The 16,288-nt window shown below is 60.0% G+C and carries 10 protein-coding genes, 1 tRNA gene and 1 other RNA gene; 7 read left to right on the top strand and 5 right to left on the bottom strand.

The genetic code is table 11. The features are described from left to right. Window positions 1-20: 20 nt before the first annotated feature. Complete coding sequence (locus ACWHVV_RS09020; RefSeq protein WP_447929028.1) at window positions 21-1,286, top strand: alginate lyase family protein; 1,266 nt, start codon at window positions 21-23, stop codon at window positions 1,284-1,286. A 36-nt stretch (window positions 1,287-1,322) separates the two neighbouring features. Further along, a complete protein-coding gene (locus ACWHVV_RS09015) occupies window positions 1,323-3,977 on the top strand; it encodes a tetratricopeptide repeat protein (RefSeq protein WP_447929027.1) in 2,655 nt (884 codons plus the stop codon). Window positions 3,978-4,183: 206 nt separating this feature from the next. On the opposite strand, the gene ffs is transcribed toward ACWHVV_RS09015, so the two are convergent. The 3 genes from ffs to choX form a co-directional block, all read right to left on the bottom strand. Further along, window positions 4,184-4,280, bottom strand: an RNA gene (ffs, locus tag ACWHVV_RS09010) — signal recognition particle sRNA small type. A 51-nt stretch (window positions 4,281-4,331) separates the two neighbouring features. Then, window positions 4,332-4,408 (bottom strand) — tRNA-Met (locus ACWHVV_RS09005). A gap of 123 nt (window positions 4,409-4,531) precedes the next feature. Continuing rightward, window positions 4,532-5,464 carry a choline ABC transporter substrate-binding protein gene (gene choX, locus ACWHVV_RS09000; RefSeq protein ID WP_447929026.1) on the bottom strand — a complete coding sequence of 311 codons (933 nt, stop codon included), beginning with the start codon at window positions 5,462-5,464 and terminating at the stop codon, window positions 4,532-4,534. 207 nt (window positions 5,465-5,671) lie between these two features. Between choX and betI the strand changes: the two genes are divergently transcribed. The 5 genes from betI (at window position 5,672) to ACWHVV_RS08975 (ending at window position 14,275) form a co-directional block, all read left to right on the top strand. After that, the gene (betI, locus tag ACWHVV_RS08995; RefSeq protein ID WP_447929025.1) at window positions 5,672-6,262 is read left to right on the top strand and encodes a transcriptional regulator BetI; all 591 of its coding nucleotides are present in this window, start codon (window positions 5,672-5,674) and stop codon (window positions 6,260-6,262) included. 31 nt (window positions 6,263-6,293) lie between these two features. After that, a complete protein-coding gene (gene betB, locus ACWHVV_RS08990) occupies window positions 6,294-7,763 on the top strand; it encodes a betaine-aldehyde dehydrogenase (protein ID WP_447929024.1) in 1,470 nt (489 codons plus the stop codon). A 48-nt stretch (window positions 7,764-7,811) separates the two neighbouring features. Then, a complete protein-coding gene (gene betA / locus ACWHVV_RS08985; protein WP_447929023.1) occupies window positions 7,812-9,503 on the top strand; it encodes a choline dehydrogenase in 1,692 nt (563 codons plus the stop codon). A gap of 377 nt (window positions 9,504-9,880) precedes the next feature. Next, on the top strand, window positions 9,881-12,370 hold the full coding sequence (locus ACWHVV_RS08980) for an acyl-CoA dehydrogenase (protein ID WP_447929022.1): 2,490 nt from the start codon (window positions 9,881-9,883) through the stop codon (window positions 12,368-12,370). A gap of 264 nt (window positions 12,371-12,634) precedes the next feature. Continuing rightward, window positions 12,635-14,275 carry a glycerol-3-phosphate dehydrogenase/oxidase gene (locus ACWHVV_RS08975; RefSeq protein ID WP_447929021.1) on the top strand — a complete coding sequence of 547 codons (1,641 nt, stop codon included), beginning with the start codon at window positions 12,635-12,637 and terminating at the stop codon, window positions 14,273-14,275. A 91-nt stretch (window positions 14,276-14,366) separates the two neighbouring features. Here ACWHVV_RS08975 and ACWHVV_RS08970 read toward each other — a convergent pair whose 3' ends face one another. Together ACWHVV_RS08970 and ACWHVV_RS08965 are read right to left on the bottom strand one after the other, a co-directional pair. Continuing rightward, the gene (locus ACWHVV_RS08970) at window positions 14,367-14,591 is read right to left on the bottom strand and encodes a hypothetical protein (RefSeq protein WP_447929020.1); all 225 of its coding nucleotides are present in this window, start codon (window positions 14,589-14,591) and stop codon (window positions 14,367-14,369) included. A gap of 912 nt (window positions 14,592-15,503) precedes the next feature. Further along, window positions 15,504-16,262, bottom strand: coding sequence for a DeoR/GlpR family transcriptional regulator (locus ACWHVV_RS08965; protein ID WP_447528735.1), 759 nt, complete (start codon window positions 16,260-16,262; stop codon window positions 15,504-15,506). Window positions 16,263-16,288 lie beyond the last annotated feature (26 nt).

The following is a 16,288-nucleotide window of genomic DNA, read 5'->3' as shown; positions in this document are numbered from 1 at the left end:
GCCACGCTTTCGGAGCAATAATGATCATGCCTCTTGGCTTAGCAAAAGGACTTCCCGCCCGGTTTCTCTTTGCATTGCCCGTCGCCCTGGTGGCAATGGGCAGCACCGCTTTATCGGCTAGTGTGAATCTGGACGAGACGCTCTCTAACGAGGAGCGGCAAAACCTTGACCTTTCTGACTACCGTGTCACCGATACCAACGCCAGCTACTTTGACGTAGAAGCGCGCATGGCGCTACTCGAGCAAACCGAAAGCACCATCTTGCTCCAGTTGAAAGACGAGTTCTCGATGGGCCCCAGTTGCCGTCAAAAAACCAACGCGGAGCCCATCACGACCCGGGGCGCGATACCCGGCTTCTATCCCAGTCCTGACGAATGGGAGGTGGCGACCAGGCCATTATTCGCCTTCGAAGATAGCGTATCGGAGCTTGCCGGTGCGTTCGTGGCCAGTGGCGATATTTACTACGGCGAATGCCTGGTGCATTACTTGCATCGCTGGGCCGAGGCTGAAGCCATGACGGACTTCGTCTATGCCCCCGCGCAACCCCAAGCCTGGTTCGCCTCCGAGTCGATGCTGTTCGCCGCGGGCCTGGCTTACTCCATCGTGCGCCCTTTTATCGATGGCCTCGAGCAGGAACGGGCCGAGATCGAACAGTGGTTGCAACGCCTGGCCCGGGAGCACTCCAACGTGCCGGGTGTCGCGCAGCAAAGTTGCTGTAACAACCATTTATATCGTCGCGCGCTTTACGCCACCATGATCGGCGTACTGGTCGAAGACGACGACCTGTTTCGTTTTGGTGTTGGCGCTATTTACTCGGCCCTGCACGACATGACCGAGGAAGGCGCCCTTCCCCTCGAGGTGCGCCGCGGACGACGCGCTACTCACTACCAGAACTACGCACTTAGCTACCTCATCCCCAACATGCAAATCGTCTATCGCCAGGGCTATGACATCTTCGATCTGGAGTATGAGAACAGCACCATTCATGAAGGCGTCGATTACCTGTTCGAGATCCTCGACGACCCGGAAGCATTGGGCGATTACGCGCCTCGCGAACAGTACTCCGGTTTTCTGCGAGACCCCCAGTACTTCCCCTGGATGGAGATGTACCTTTCCCACTTCGACCATCCACGTATGGAAAGCTTCATTACCCGCGTACGCCCCACCTATAGTCGCAGTGCGGGAGGCCCCGTCACTTTTTACTTCATGGCCCCCGATGCCCAGCAGCACATTCGCAGAGACGAAGAGCGCCAGGATACCGACGCCTTTCGGGGCCTGGATAGCTAAGCGGTCATCGCGCCACACAAAAACGACAGGAAGCATATGACGAGGACAACGACCCGGATACTCCGTAGACCTACGCTGCAGCTAAGCGCAGCGCTAACCTTATCGGCATGGCTCGCTGGCTGCGCCGTCACCACCGAGAAGGCGCCTGTCGGAGAACATGCAGGCCCGGTTCCTGCCCACTATGTCGGCTGGTTCTCCAATGCGCCAGAAGTCGATACGGGTGGCTCGGACTGGGAGAGAATCAACCTCGCCCAGGAGCGCATCGAAGAGGGCCGCTTCGATGAAGCCATCGCGTACCTCAAGCCCTTGATGGAGCGCTATGTGCCACCGGCCTTTTACGAGATGGCCAAGCTTTATGAACAAGGGCTCGGCGTCGAACAGGATTTCACCGAGGCGGCACGCCTTTATGGCGAAGTGATCAACCGGCCTTCCTCGACCCGCGGTCATGCCTCGCTCAACCTTGCACAGCTCTACCGAGAGGGTCGCGGCGTAGAACGTAACGATGTGCTGGCTTATCACCTGCTTTGGCAGGCCAAAGAGGCCGATCTCGACCGGACAGCGGAAGTCGACCTTGCCGCCCTGCTGTCCGAAGGCGGCGAAGGTGTCCAAGCGGACCCGGAACTGGCCCGCGAGCTTTACGAGCAAGCGGCTTCTCAGGACAAGGAACAGGCGCTGCTGGCGCTGGCCCAGGCGCACGCACCCGACGGTTGGTTAGAAGAAGACTCCGCTCGGTCGATGGATTACGCCAAGCGTTACGCCAGGCGCCTCGAAGCCAATGCAAGCCAGGGCGATGTCGACGCCATGTTTCGGTTGGCATCGCTCTACTCCTCGGACGGCCTGCTCAGTGACCAGTCCGATCAGGGCATTCAGTGGTTGCAGCAAGCCGCGCAGCTGGGTGATCTTGAAGACCGGGCCCGCGCCGGGCAAGCGCTGGCCAACGCCGGCGAATACCGGTTGGGTATCTCGTTACTGGAAGAACCCGCGCGCCAGGGTGACGTCGACGCCATGACCTACCTCGGCCAGGCACTGTTGACGCCCGGAAGCGACGGCCGCCCCCCGGCGCCGGATCGCGCTGAACGATGGCTGAGCGAGGCCATCCAGGCCGGCTCCAACGATGCTCGGGTGATTCTCGGTCGTGCCCTCGTCGAAGGCCAGGCAGGCCTTGACGATCTTTCCCGGGGCATCGACCTGCTCGAACAAGCGGCCGAAAATGACGACCCGCTGGCCCTGGCCCAGCTAGGGGCACTGTTCATGGATGACGAGCGAGTCGAAAGCCGACCCGGTGTCGCCGCGGACTATCTGGAGCGTGGCCATGAACTAGGCCACCCCTGGGCGACCCAGCAACTCGGCGCCGCCTACCTGGCGGGCCGGGGCGTGACAAGAGACCCCGAACGCGCCCAGGCGCTACTCCAGGAGGCGGTCGCGCAAGGCCAGACCGGCGCCATGCGGCTGCTCGGTGAGGCCTACCTGGCCGGCGATGTCTTGCCCTCACGGCCTGACCAAAGCCAGGAGCTGCTGACACGCGCCGTCCAGAGCGGCGATACCACCGCGATGACCATCCTCGGTGAAGCCTATCTGGACGGCGCGCTGCCAGGCGATGCCTCCCAGGGCATTCGACTAATCACCCGAGCCGCCGAACAGGGGGATGGCTATGCCATGGTATTGCTGGGTCGTGCCTATCGAGAGGGAAACGGCGTCCGGCGAGACCTCTATGACGCCAGACGATGGCTGACCCGGGCGCAGGAGGCAGGCCACCCCTCCGCCGCCGACGCCCTCGCCTACGTGCAGCGCGACCTGGGGGCCGAAGGCGATATCGAGGCGCTCATCGCCGCCGCCCGAAGCGGGCATCCCAGCGCCATGGCCAACCTTGGTCGCGCCTATCTCGACGGCAATGGCGTGGAGCGTGACCAGGACCAGGCCGAGCGCTGGCTGGACCGGGCCTATCAGGCAGGCCATGCCGGTGCCGGGGCAACCCTTGGCCGCATGTATCTGGATCGGGGCGAAAGCGCGCGCGGTATCGACTACCTGGAAACCGCTGTATCCCGAGGGCACGCGGGTGCGCGCCAGGACCTGGGGGAAGCCTACTTGACCGGCAGGCACACTGAGCAAGATGTGCCGCGCGGTCTTGAACTGCTCAACGAGGCGGCCGCCTCCGGCAACCCGTACGCCGCCTACGTGCTGGGCGATGCCTACCAGCACGGTGACGTGGTCGAACAGGATGCCGAGCTTGCCGAGCGCTGGTATCGACAGGCCAGTGATGCGGGCGCCCTCTATGCCCGCGCCGAACTGGGTATTGCCTATATGCGGGGTCAGGGTGCTATCGACCAGGACGTACCGAAAGGCCATGAGCTACTGCTGGACGCCGCCAATCGGGGCCACGCGGGCGCCCAGGCATCGCTTGGCCGTGAATACCTCAACGGGGACAACATAGAGCAGGATGTCGAGCGGGGTGCCAGCTACCTCTATGAGGCAGCAAGTCAGGGACACCGCACTGCTCGCCTCGCCCTGGCCAGAGCCTATCTTCTGGCGCGGGGCTTCGAGAATCCCAATCAGCAGCAGGCCTTGCTATGGCTAAATAACCTGATCGATGACGAGGGCCAACTGGCCGTCGAAACGCTACGCCAATTGCTAACGGATGAGGCCGCGTTTGCCTCCATAGATAATGAACTGGACGCCGTCTTTGACGAGTGAGGCGTTAACGTACTCACAAAATCGTTAGAAATGGCACGACATACGGTTTTGAGCTTCGATGAATAACCTTGTGTGCGATCGCATAAAGCGTTTCGCCGATCGCACACAGGCAGACGTTGCCAATGTACGGATAAGCGTCGCGAGGGCGTTATAGCGCCAAGGATCGAGGTCTTGATAACGGGGGAGAACGTCAGAAATGGAGGCGGCCCCAAAAGCCACATCCCGGCACACGCATCCACCACTACCGTTGCTCCCTTCCGGGCCTGGCGGGGTTTGCAGTTTCGCGTTGCGGGAGGACCTAAGGGGCCACCATAGCGATAAAGCCTTGGCGTGCTAGCTTTATCGTGCGCGATGTGGTGGCTACGCCCTGATTCGAACAGGGGACCCCATCATTATGAGTGATGTGCTCTAACCAGCTGAGCTACGTAGCCTTTGCCTCATCAGCGGGTGCAGATTATGCCCACATCGATGACAAAAGGCAAGCCATAACGGCCTGCCTTTTACACTAAATGTTTAAAATCATGGGCACTTCTGCTTTTTGCCCTGCAAGAACATTAGAGCGCCTGACGAACAGCGGGCAGCGCTTCGTCGCCTTCGCGCGTGGTAACGCCTTCGAGCCACTGCTCGAGAACGTCGTCGTGCTCGGCAAGGTACGCCCGGGCCGCCTCGCGGGGGTCCGTGCCTTCATCCATGATCTCGGCCATCAACTGGTTTTCCATTTCCAGCGTAAACGTCATGTTGCCTAAAAGCTCGCCCACGTTGGGGCACTCTTCGATGAAGCCGGCTCGGGTATTGGTGTGCACCGTTGCCCCGCCCAGGTTCGGGCCGAAGTAGTCGTCGGCGTCAGAAAGGTACGCCATGTCGAAGTTGGTGTTCATGGGGTGCGGCTCCCAACCCAAAAATACCATCCACTCTTCGTTGGGCACCCGCGTGTTGAGCTCGGAGAGCATGCCCGCCTCGCTCGAGTCGACGACCTGCCATTCACCCAAGCCATAGGCGTCGTCTTCGATCATCTGCTCGATCATTTCATTACCGTCATTACCGGCTTCGATGCCGTGAATGCGGGAGTCGAACCGTTCGGCATTTTCGGCCAGGTCCTCGACCGACGTTACCCCGGCGTCATAAACGTACTGCGGAACGCCCAGGGTGTACTTCGCCCCTTCCAGGTTCGCCACCAGGCGCACCACGTCGCCGTCTTCAACGTAGGGGTCGCTGATGGAGGCCATGGAGGGCATCCAGTTCCCCAGGAAGACGTCGAAGTCGTTATTACGCATACCGGCATACGCAATCGGCACCGATACCGTATCGACCCGGGGCTCGTAGCCCAGCGCGTCGAGCACTTCGCTTGCCATGGCGGTGGTCGCGGTAATATCGGTCCACCCCACTTCGGCAAAACGTACGGCCGTGCACTCATCGGCCATCGCGGCGGCGGGCAGTGCGGTCAGCACTGCAAGCGCGCTCCATTTAGCCTTGTTTGCGTAGCTCATGACTTATCTCCTGATGGGTGAGGGTCTTAGCGTAGTAGCGTTGGGGGGCGTTGGTCACTTCGTTTTTATTGATTGAACGTTCAATTAATAAATGCCACGATATTCAGGTAACCATGCCCCAACGGGGATTTCAAGACGAAGCTCTGGGGCTTTCACGTGCTCCACCCTTAAATAACGCCGGTCTAAATCGTCATCCAGGAGGTCATCGTGCCCAAAGTGGGAATGGAGCCAATACGCCGTCAGCAGCTGATCGAGGCCACCATGACCGCGATCGACGAAGTTGGCCTCGCCGAGGTCACTATCCTGCGTATCGCCCGCCATGCGGGGGTATCTGCGGGCATTATCAGCCACTACTTCGGCGGTAAGGATGGCCTTTTGGAAGCCACCATGCGCCAGATTTTGACCGACCTGAGCCAGGCGGTCGCCAAACGGCGCCGGGGACTGATTGAGCGTAGTGCTCGCGCACATATCGGCGCGATCATCGAAGGTAACTTCGACCGCTCTCAGGTCAGTGGCCCCGCGGCTAAAACCTGGCTGGCGTTTTGGGCCAGCAGCATGCACCGCCCGGCGCTGGCTCGCCTACAAAACGTCAACGACCGGCGACTTTACGCCAACCTGTGCAGCCAGTTTCGTAAAGCAATGCCCCGGGAGCAGGCGCAAAACGCCGCGCGCACCCTGGCCGCTTTGATCGACGGGCTTTGGCTACGCGGCGCCCTTACCCCGGATGGGCTCGACGTCGAAAGCGCCCGCGACCTGGCGCTGGCCCAGCGAGACCGCTTACTTGGCCTACCCCACTGATTCGATAGCGCCCTACCCACAGGAGTCTTCCATGAACGTGCATCCCACCGGCCCTCTATATATCAACGGTCGTATGAAAGAGGCTTCTTCCGGCGAAGTCTTTAGCGTCACTAACCCGTTCGATGGCGCAACGCTTGCCACCATTGGTCAGGCAAGCCAGAGCGACGTGGATAGCGCCGTCGAGGCGGCCCAAATGGGCCAGCGCGTCTGGGCGGCCATGACCGGCATGGAGCGCGCACGGATTTTACTGCGCGCGGTGGCGCTACTGCGTGAGCGTAACGATGAACTCGCTGAACTGGAGACGCTCAACACCGGCAAGCCGATCAGCGAGACATCGAGCGTCGATATCGTCACCGGCGCCGATGCGCTGGAGTACTACGCAGGTCTGGCCCCGGCGATCGAAGGCAGCCAGATTCCGCTGCGCGAAAGCGCCTTCGTTTATACACGGCGTGAGCCGCTGGGTGTTATCGGCGCGATTGGCGCCTGGAACTACCCGATCCAAATCGCCTGCTGGAAAGCCGCTCCGGCCCTCGCCGCGGGTAACGCCGTGGTTTTCAAGCCAAGCGAGATCACCCCGCTCACGGCCATCAAACTGGCCGAAATCTTGACCGAAGCGGGTCTGCCCGACGGCGTTTTCAACGTGGTGCAGGGCGACGGCCGCGTGGGCGCTATGCTGACCGAGCACCCGGGGATCGCCAAAATTTCGTTCACCGGCGAGGTCGAGACCGGCAAGAAGGTAATGGCCGCCGCCGGGGGCTCCACCCTCAAAGACGTCACCATGGAACTTGGCGGCAAGTCGCCGCTGATCGTCTTCGCGGATGCCGAGCTTGATCGCGCCGCCGACGCTGCGATGATGGCGAACTTCTACTCCAGCGGCCAGGTATGCACCAACGGCACGCGGGTCTTCGTCGAGCGCTCGGTCAAAAAAACGTTCGAAGCCAAACTACTCGAGCGCGTCGCGCGTATCCGCGCCGGCGACCCGCTCACCCCCACGGTCAACTTCGGCCCGCTGGTAAGCTTCGAGCACCAAAAGAAGGTGCTCGCCTACATCGCGCTTGGCAAACGGGAAGGCGCGCGGGTACTGGTGGGCGGCAACGCCTGGGATCACAAGCCGTTCACCAAAGGCGCCTGGGCAGTGCCGACCATTTTCACCGACTGTACCGATGACATGCGCATCGTCCAGGAGGAGATATTTGGCCCGGTGATGTCGGTGCTCGCTTTCGATGACGAAGACGAGGTCATTCGCCGTGCCAACGATACCGCTTACGGGCTGGCGGCGGGGGTTTTCAGCGAACGGCTCAGCCAAGCCCACCGAGTGATTCACCAGTTGCAGGCGGGTATTTGCTGGATCAACACCTGGGGCGACTCCCCTTCCCAGATGCCGGTCGGCGGCTATAAGTCCTCCGGCATCGGCCGTGAAAACGGGGTCGAAACGCTTAACCACTATACCCAACTCAAATCCGTGCAGATCGAGATGGGGCCGTTCGAGTCGGTGTTTTGAATACGGCGTTTTAATCCTGCTTCGTTACTCGACTTTCGGGAGGTATGCATGGCTTGGCAACGCGAATTTGACTACATCATCATCGGTGCGGGCTCGGCGGGCAACGTGCTGGCCACACGCTTGACTGAAGACGACGGCGTCAGTGTGCTGCTGCTGGAAGCGGGCGGGCCGGACTACCGCCTCGATTTTCGCACTCAGATGCCGGCCGCCCTCGCGTTTCCGCTTCAGGGCAAGCGCTACAACTGGGCGTTCGAGACCGACCCGGAGCCCTATATGGATAACCGGCGCATGGAGTGCGGTCGTGGCAAGGGCCTGGGCGGGTCGTCGCTGATCAACGGCATGTGCTATATCCGGGGCAACGCCCTGGATTACGACCACTGGGCGAAAGAGCCGGGCCTTGCGGAGTGGGACTACCTGAGCTGTTTGCCCTACTTCAAAAAGTGCGAAACCCGGGACACCGGCGCAAGCCCCTATCACGGTGACAACGGCCCGGTCAGCATCACCACGCCGAGGCCGGGCAATAACGTGCTCTACCGCACCTTCATCGAGGCGGCCAAACAGGCGGGCTACCCGGAGACCGAAGACGTCAATGGCTACCAGCAGGAAGGCTTTGGCCCGATGGACCGCTTCGTCACGCCCAGAGGGCGGCGCGCCTCCACCGCCCGTGGCTATTTGGATATCGCCAAAAAACGCGCCAACCTGACCATCGAAACCCACGCACTGACCGATGTGATCGAATTCGAAGGCAAGCGCGCCGTGGGCGTTCGCTATCGGCAAAAAGGCGAAGAGAAACGCGTGCGCGCCAAGTGCGAGGTACTATTGTGCGGCGGCGCCATCGCCTCGCCGCAGATACTCCAGCGCTCCGGCGTAGGCGACCCGGCACTTTTGAAAGCCCTGGATATCCAGGTCGTTCACGCCCTGCCCGGCGTCGGCGAGAATCTACAGGACCACCTGGAGATGTACATTCAGTACGAATGCAAGGAACCGATTTCGCTCTACCCGGCGCTCAAATGGTACAACCGGCCCAAAATCGGCGCCGAGTGGCTCTTTAAAGGCTCCGGCACCGGTGCCAGCAACCAGTTCGAGGCCTGCGGATTCATCCGCTCCAATGACCAGCAAGTCTGGCCCAACCTGCAGTATCACTTTCTACCCATTGCCATCAGCTACAACGGCAAAAGCGCGGTTCAGGCTCACGGCTTTCAAGCCCACGTCGGCTCGATGCGCTCGCAAAGCCGCGGGCGTGTCCAGGTGCGTTCGAAAGACCCGGCCGCCTCGCCCAGCATCCTGTTCAACTACATGTCCAAAGAGAAGGACTGGGAGGAGTTTCGCGACGCCATTCGACTGACCCGCGAGATCATCGCCCAGCCGGCGTTCGACCGCTACCGTGGCCGGGAAGTCGCCCCGGGGGTAGACGCGCAAAGCGATGCGGCGCTGGACCGGTTCATCAAGGAGCACGCCGAAACCGCCTACCACCCCTGCGGTAGTTGCCGGATGGGCGAAGGGGACGATGCGGTGACCGACGGTCAAGGCCGGGTCCATGGTATCGAAGGGCTTCGCGTGGTCGATGCCTCGCTCTTTCCGCTGATTCCGACCGGCAATCTCAACGCGCCGACGATCATGCTGGCCGAGAAAATCGCCGACCGTATTCGCGGCCGCGCGCCGTTGCCGCGGGAAAACGTCGAATACTTCGTGGCCGGTAACGCCCCGGCCAGGCAACGAGCCCAACGATTACCCTGCTGATGTCCGCGAGGCTCCCCTGCGTGGCCCTCTTTCGCTTACCTACCTACGACACGCCATCAAGCAAGTAGCCACCATCGGGCCCACTATAAAGAAACCAAGCCACCGCCAGGTTATCGGCACGACTCATGGCAGGCGAGCAGTAATGGCGCAGTACTTGAGTGCCGTGGGCGTAGCGCTCGTGTAGTACTTACATAGTACTGGCGCAGTACTGGCGTAGTACTTGCGCAAAGCAGCGCTAGTCTGCCACTATTCAAACATTCGTTTAAATACGTACCCTGGGCGCTGCCCCAAACCCCCGGTTTCAAAAACAGGTTTGTACAAAAAGCCCTGAACGAACCACGCTTGAAGACTCTGCATAAACAAAAAGGAGAAATTCCATGCTCACGCTACTGCTTATAGTGCTGGCCGTGATAGGCCTGCTGGTGGTCATGCGCCGCGAGGCCGGTGCGGCCCCGGCCATTGGCGTACTCGCGGTATTAGGGCTGGTAGGTCTGGTGTTCGAGGCACCGGTCACCGGCTTTATCCTCATTATCGCGGCGCTACTGGTCGCGGCGGCGGGCCTGGCCCCGCTTCGTCGGCTATGGCTCACGCCGCGCATTTTCGCCACGTTCAAAAAAGTCGCGCCGAAAGTGTCCGCCACCGAGCGCACCGCCCTCGAAGCGGGTACCGTTGCCTGGGATGGCCAGCTCTTCTCCGGCAAGCCCGACTGGAACACGCTGTTAAACTATAAAGACGAAGGCCTTCGCGAAGACGAGCAGGCGTTTCTGGACGTGCAGTGCGCCAAGGCCGCTGGCATGTGTAATGCCTGGGATATCTCCATCGAGCGTGCTGATCTTCCCCAGCAGCTTTGGGGCTACCTGAAAAAAGAGGGCTTCTTCGGGATGATCATCCCGAAAGAGTATGGCGGTCTAGGCTTCTCGGCCAAGGCGCAGTCCATGGCCCTGCAAAAGCTTTCGGCCAACGAAACTCTGATGGTCACCGTGGGCGTGCCCAACTCGCTCGGCCCGGGTGAGCTGCTGCTCAAGTACGGTACTCAAGAGCAAAAGGATCACTACCTGCCGCGCCTGGCCGATGGCCGCGAAATCCCCTGCTTTGGCCTGACCGGCCCGCGCGCGGGCTCTGACGCCACCTCGCTTCCGGATACCGGCGTGGTCTGCAAACAAACCATCGATGGCCAGGAAGTGCTCGGCGTACGCCTGAACTTCGAAAAGCGCTGGATCACCCTGGCACCGATCGCCACCGTCGTGGGCCTGGCGTTTCGCCTGTTCGACCCGGAAAAACTGCTGGGTGACGAAGAAGATCGCGGCATTACCCTGGCGTTGATCCCCCGGGACACCGCCGGCATGGAAATCGGCCGTCGCCACCATCCGATCGGCAGCCCCTTCATGAACGGGCCGATCAAGGGACACGATGTGTTCGTACCGCTGGACACCATCATTGGCGGCCAGGACATGATCGGTCAGGGCTGGCGCATGCTGGTCGAGTGCCTGTCCATTGGGCGCTGCATCACCTTGCCTTCTGGCGCTACCGGTACCGCGCGCTATGCGCTGGGCTGGAGCGGCGGCTTCACCCGCGTGCGCCGCCAGTTCAACGTGCCGGTGGCCGAGATGGAAGGCGTGCAGGAGCCGCTGGCTAAAATGGCCGCCCTTGGTTATATCGCCCAGGCAACGGTCTACCAGACCGCCAACCTGATCGATCACGGCGAAAAGCCCGCGGTCCCCTCGGCGATTCTGAAAAGCCAGCTGACCGAATTCCAGCGTGAGATTCTAAGCCACGCCATGGACGTGCATGGCGGTAAAGCGGTCACGCTTGGCCCGCGCAACTACTTGGGTATCGGCTACAGCGCCAACCCGGTGGCGATCACCGTGGAAGGTGCGAACATCATGACGCGTAACCTGATGATCTTTGGTCAGGGCGCGATCCGCTGCCACCCCTATGTACTCGAAGAGCTGGCCGCCAAGGACGCCAACGACATGAAGGCGTTCGACACGGCGTTCTTCAAACACGCCGGGCTCATTTTCGGTAACGCTGCTCGCGCCCTGACCCTGGGCATCGGCATTGGCAAACCCGGCGTGCCGTTTGACGCCCCTGCCGCCGCCTATGCCCAGGATATCGCCCGCCTCTCGGCAGGCTTTGGCCTGTGCGCCGACGCCGCCATGGCAAGTTTGGGCTCGGCGCTTAAAAAGCGCGAAATGCTCTCGGCGCGCCTGGGTGATGTGCTCTCCAACCTTTATCTTGCCTCCATGGTGCTCAAGCAGTGGCAGGCCGGTGACAAGGTCGAAGGTGAAGAGGCGCTCTTGCACTATAGCTGCCGCTTCTTGCTCCACCGCGCTGAGCAGGCGTTCGTCGAAATCTTCGACAACCTGCCCAACCGCGCGCTTGGCAAGGTGCTCAATGCCGTGGTGATGCCTGCTGGCCGGCGCTGGGACAAACCCCACGACGATTTCGCCCGCGATATCGCTCACCGGGTCTCGACTCACAGCGCGCTGCGCACCAAGCTTTTGCACAACACCTGGGATCAGGACGACGGCGAACAGCGTAACCCCTTGGCGCGTTACAACGCCCTGCTGGTGGACTACGAGCGCGCCGAGAAGATCTATCGCACGGTCAACAAGGCCTACGCCAAAGGCGAGCTACCGCAAACCGCGCTTCATCCGGAAGCACGTGTCGTAGCCGGCCTTGAATCGGGTATCGTTAGCGAAGAGGACGCCGAGTTCATGCGCATCTTCGAAGAAGAGGTGCTGGAGATGCTCACCGTGGACGACTTCGCCTACGACGAATTCGCGACCAACAAGTCGACGCTGATCAACCACAACGCGGCCGCCAAACCAGCCCCGGCCGTTAGCGAAGAGGCCAGCATCAAATAGAAAGCTTGCTGCTCGAACGCTACTGAAACGGTAAAGCCGGCCCCCTGGGTCGGCTTTTTTTATGCACGTCATCGCGCTGTCGCGTACCAGACGTACGCTGCTCTTATCTAAAACTTTCGAAGCCTCGTTTACTGATGTTATTGAAGTGACCCACCCAGGGCTAAACGCGTTGAATGTTCGGAATCGATCATCTATAGTTTCGTTATTGAAAATAAAGCGCGGCTTTACGCCTCGGCCCCACGCCTAAACCTGACGGTAACCGCTATGACGCTTCGAACTCGCAATCTCGAAAAGCTGCCCAATGAAGAGTATGACGCGCTGATTATCGGCGGCGGCATCAACGGTGCGGCCGCCGCCGCTGCCCTTTCGGGGAAAGGCGCGAAAGTCGCCCTGATCGACCGCGGGGATTTCGCCGGCAGCACCAGCATGCACTCGTCCAACCTGGTGTGGGGCGGTATCAAGTACATGGAGTCCAACGACTTCGGGCTGGTGCGCAAGCTCTGTAAAAGCCGTAATCACCTGATCAAAAGCTACCCGTCTACGGTCAAGGAAATTCGCTTTCTCACGACCATTACCAAGGGCTTTCGCCATTCCCCGTACTACCTATGGGCGGGCACCTGGCTTTACTGGCTGATGGGTAACGGCTTCACCAAACGCCCCAACCTTTTATCGCCGAAAAACATCAAACAGGAAGAGCCGATCATTCAAACCGAAGGCGCTGTTGGCGGCTTCGAGTACTCGGATGCCTACCTCTACGATAACGACGCCCGCTTCGTGTTCAACTTCGTAAGTCAGGCCATGAAGTTCGACGCCGTGGCGGCCAACTACGTGGAGTCGCTCGGTGCCGAGCGCGAAAACGGCGTGTGGGTCACGAAAGCCCGCGATGCGATGAATGGCGCCACCTTCGAAATTCGCTCCAAAGTGCTGATCAACGCCGCCGGCCCCTGGGTCGACGAGCACAACGCGCTGACAAAGCAAACCACCTCGCACCAGCACATGTACTCCAAGGGTATCCACCTGATCGTACCGCAGCTGACCAAGACCAAGCGCGTACTGGCGTTTTTCGCCAACGACGGGCGGCTGTTCTTCGTGATTCCCATGGGCAACCGTACCTGCATCGGGACCACGGATACGCACATGGAGCACCCCAACCCGGAGGTCACCCAGGAAGATATTCAGTTCGTTCTCGAAAATATCAACTCGCGTTTGACGCTTAAAACGCCGCTCACCCAAGACGATGTGGTTTCTACCCGGTGCGGGGTACGCCCGCTGGCGGTCAAAGCCGAGAAAGACGAGGAGCGCGACTTCCTGCAGCTTTCGCGCAAACACGTGATCGACACCCACGAAGAGAGCGCCCACATCAGCATCTTCGGCGGCAAACTGACCGATTGCCTGAACGTGGGCGAAGAGATCGCCGACGAGTTAACCAGGCTCGGGGTCGAGCTGAGCGCTCCCAACAAGCTTTGGTACGGCGAGCCAGGCGATGATGTAAAAGCGTCGTTCATGCAGCAAGCAAGCGAGATGGAGCTCGACAAACTGACCCCGGCCACCTCGACGGAGAAGCTCTCTTCACGGCTGTGGCGGCGCTACGGTTTGGATGCCTTCGCCATGCTCGACAAGATCAAGGCCGACCCCACCGAGGCGGAGATCCTCATCGAGAAAACCGAATACATCCGCTGCGAGCTCGAGTACGCCCGTGATCATGAAATGATCACCGAGCTCGAAGACTTCCTGCGCCGCCGCGCCAAGGTGTCGCTGGTGGTCCACCGCGACGAACTGGCACGCTCCGAAGGCCTTAAAAAGGCTTGCGAGGTACTGTTTGGCGACGACGCCGAGGCGCGCTTCAATGCCTACTTCGACAACAACCCGGACACGACCCACCCGCCGGCGGAGTTGACCCAATAAAGTCCTATAAAGCGCTCGATAAAAAAGCCCCTTGAAGGGGCTTTTTTAGTTACCGCGCTGGTCGCTACTCGACTCTTTGCCTTCGACACGTCTACTCTTCGTCTTCGACAATTAGTTGAGAGTCTTGGGCAAGCACTTCTTCCCAAGCCTGTTCCATCGAGTAGCCCGCGCGCGTATCGATCGTGTCGAGCACTTCGACCGCCTGTTGAAGTGACTCGCCCTGACTTTTAAGTGCCAGTACCAGTTTGGCAAGCTCTTGCTTACTGAACGTGCTGGCGATTCGGTCGGCTTGTTGATTCAATTCGATGCAGTTCATAAACCACCTCTTGACGTTGTTACCGCTTACGGGTTTAAAAGAGTTTTCGAGCGCCTGGGGTGAGGCGCCGACGCCCGCGGGGCGGTAGACCTCGCAGTGTCCTAATGAGGCGCATTGGCTTATAAAGTCCAAGCGCCGGGCTTTGAGGGATGCGTTATTCAAAGCCATGACGTGACTATGGCCGACGCCGATAACGCCGACAATCAATCATTGGCAGGGGCCGGGGTTGTAACTCGACTACACCAACACTCGTTGAGCGCTATTTATGTCGATTACTTTCAAACGCTCGTTTTATTGGCGTTGTGCTATAAAAAAGTGCGTTAACGCGTCATTAAATCGAATAAAAAGCCGCCACTGGGGTGGTAATGCCGATCAGTTAAGGCTTTTGCCTACCCACAACGAGCGGTAAATCTATTGTAGCAGCGCGTTGTGCTGCGTCGCTGGCTAAAGCCTGCTCTTACGAGGGAGGGGGCACGACTCCATTGTAGGAGCCCAATTCCATTGGGCGATGGCGGCGATAGCCGCCCTTCGGTGGCGACGGCACTTTTGGTTGCCATCATCACCAACCCCAGCAGCGCGTTGCGCTGCATCGCTGGCTGAAGCCTGCTCCTACAAGGGATGGATGCAAGATTTCGTTGTTGTGGAGCCCGCTTCAGCGGTGGTCCGACAATTCGGCGAATGGCGCCGTCAGGCGCCTTGTCCAAGCCACCGTCGCGAGCTAAAGCTCCGTCCCACAGGTGATAGCCAAGCCTAACTGATCGGCATTAGCCACTGGCGCGGCGGCTTTATCAGGATGAAGAGCGACGATTAATACTTTTTTAAATGTAATCGGCCAATGTCGTTTCGAGGCGGCGTTTAAACGCCCTGTTTCAAAACTATTTGAAACAGGGTTTCAGGAAACCGATGCGTATTTCAGGCAACGTGAAGTTCGACACCGTGCTCGCCCAGTAGCTTAATGATGGCCTCTGGCGGTTGGCGGTCGGTAAATAGCGCATCGAGCTGGGCAATGTTGCCCTGGCGAACCACCGGGTTGCGGTGAAACTTGGAGTAGTCCGCCGCCAGGTACACCCGCCGCGAGTTGGCGATAATGGCCTGGGCGACGCGCACTTCCTGATAGTCGAACTCGAGGAGTGAACCGTCTTCGTCGATACCGCTAATACCGATGATGCCGACATCCACCTTGAACTGATTGATGAAGTCGATAGTCGCCTCGCCGATGATGCCGCCGTCGCGCGAGCGTACCTGGCCGCCGGCAATGATCACCGAGAAATCCTCCTTACGCTGCAAAATGGCGGCCACGTTCAAATTGTTGGTGATGATTTCGAGGCCCTTGTGCTCCAAAAGCGCCTGGGCGATCACTTCGTTGCTGGTACCGATATTGATGAAAAGCGACGCGTGGTCGGGAATGTGCGCGGCCACGCACTGCGCAATGCGCTCTTTCTCACCCAGATGAAGGGTTTTACGCGTGCTGTAAGCGGTATTCACCGTACTCGACTCCACCCCGGCGCCACCGTGTACCCGGCGGATACGTCCTTCGTCGGAGAGCGTATTGAGATCACGACGAACGGTTTGCGGGGTGACGGCGAAGTGTTCGGTGAGCTGCTCAATGCTCACGTAGCCGTTCTGGCGTACCAGTTCGACAATGGCGTCCTGGCGATACTGTTGATTCATGGGCCGAGCCTTTTATACAGGTGGCC

This window comes from Vreelandella sp. EE27, assembly GCF_968206495.1.
This window is presented reverse-complemented; position numbering and strand designations above follow the sequence as displayed.

Coding starts and splice junctions, on each gene's coding strand:
- ACWHVV_RS08975 (WP_447929021.1), top strand. CDS start 12,635: ATGACGCTTCGAACTCGCAATCTCGAAAAGCTGCCCAATGAAGAGTAT.
- choX (WP_447929026.1), bottom strand. CDS start 5,464: ATGAGCTACGCAAACAAGGCTAAATGGAGCGCGCTTGCAGTGCTGACC.
- betA (WP_447929023.1), top strand. CDS start 7,812: ATGGCTTGGCAACGCGAATTTGACTACATCATCATCGGTGCGGGCTCG.
- ACWHVV_RS08980 (WP_447929022.1), top strand. CDS start 9,881: ATGCTCACGCTACTGCTTATAGTGCTGGCCGTGATAGGCCTGCTGGTG.
- ACWHVV_RS08965 (WP_447528735.1), bottom strand. CDS start 16,262: ATGAATCAACAGTATCGCCAGGACGCCATTGTCGAACTGGTACGCCAG.
- betB (WP_447929024.1), top strand. CDS start 6,294: ATGAACGTGCATCCCACCGGCCCTCTATATATCAACGGTCGTATGAAA.
- ACWHVV_RS09015 (WP_447929027.1), top strand. CDS start 1,323: ATGACGAGGACAACGACCCGGATACTCCGTAGACCTACGCTGCAGCTA.
- ACWHVV_RS09020 (WP_447929028.1), top strand. CDS start 21: ATGATCATGCCTCTTGGCTTAGCAAAAGGACTTCCCGCCCGGTTTCTC.
- ACWHVV_RS08970 (WP_447929020.1), bottom strand. CDS start 14,591: ATGAACTGCATCGAATTGAATCAACAAGCCGACCGAATCGCCAGCACG.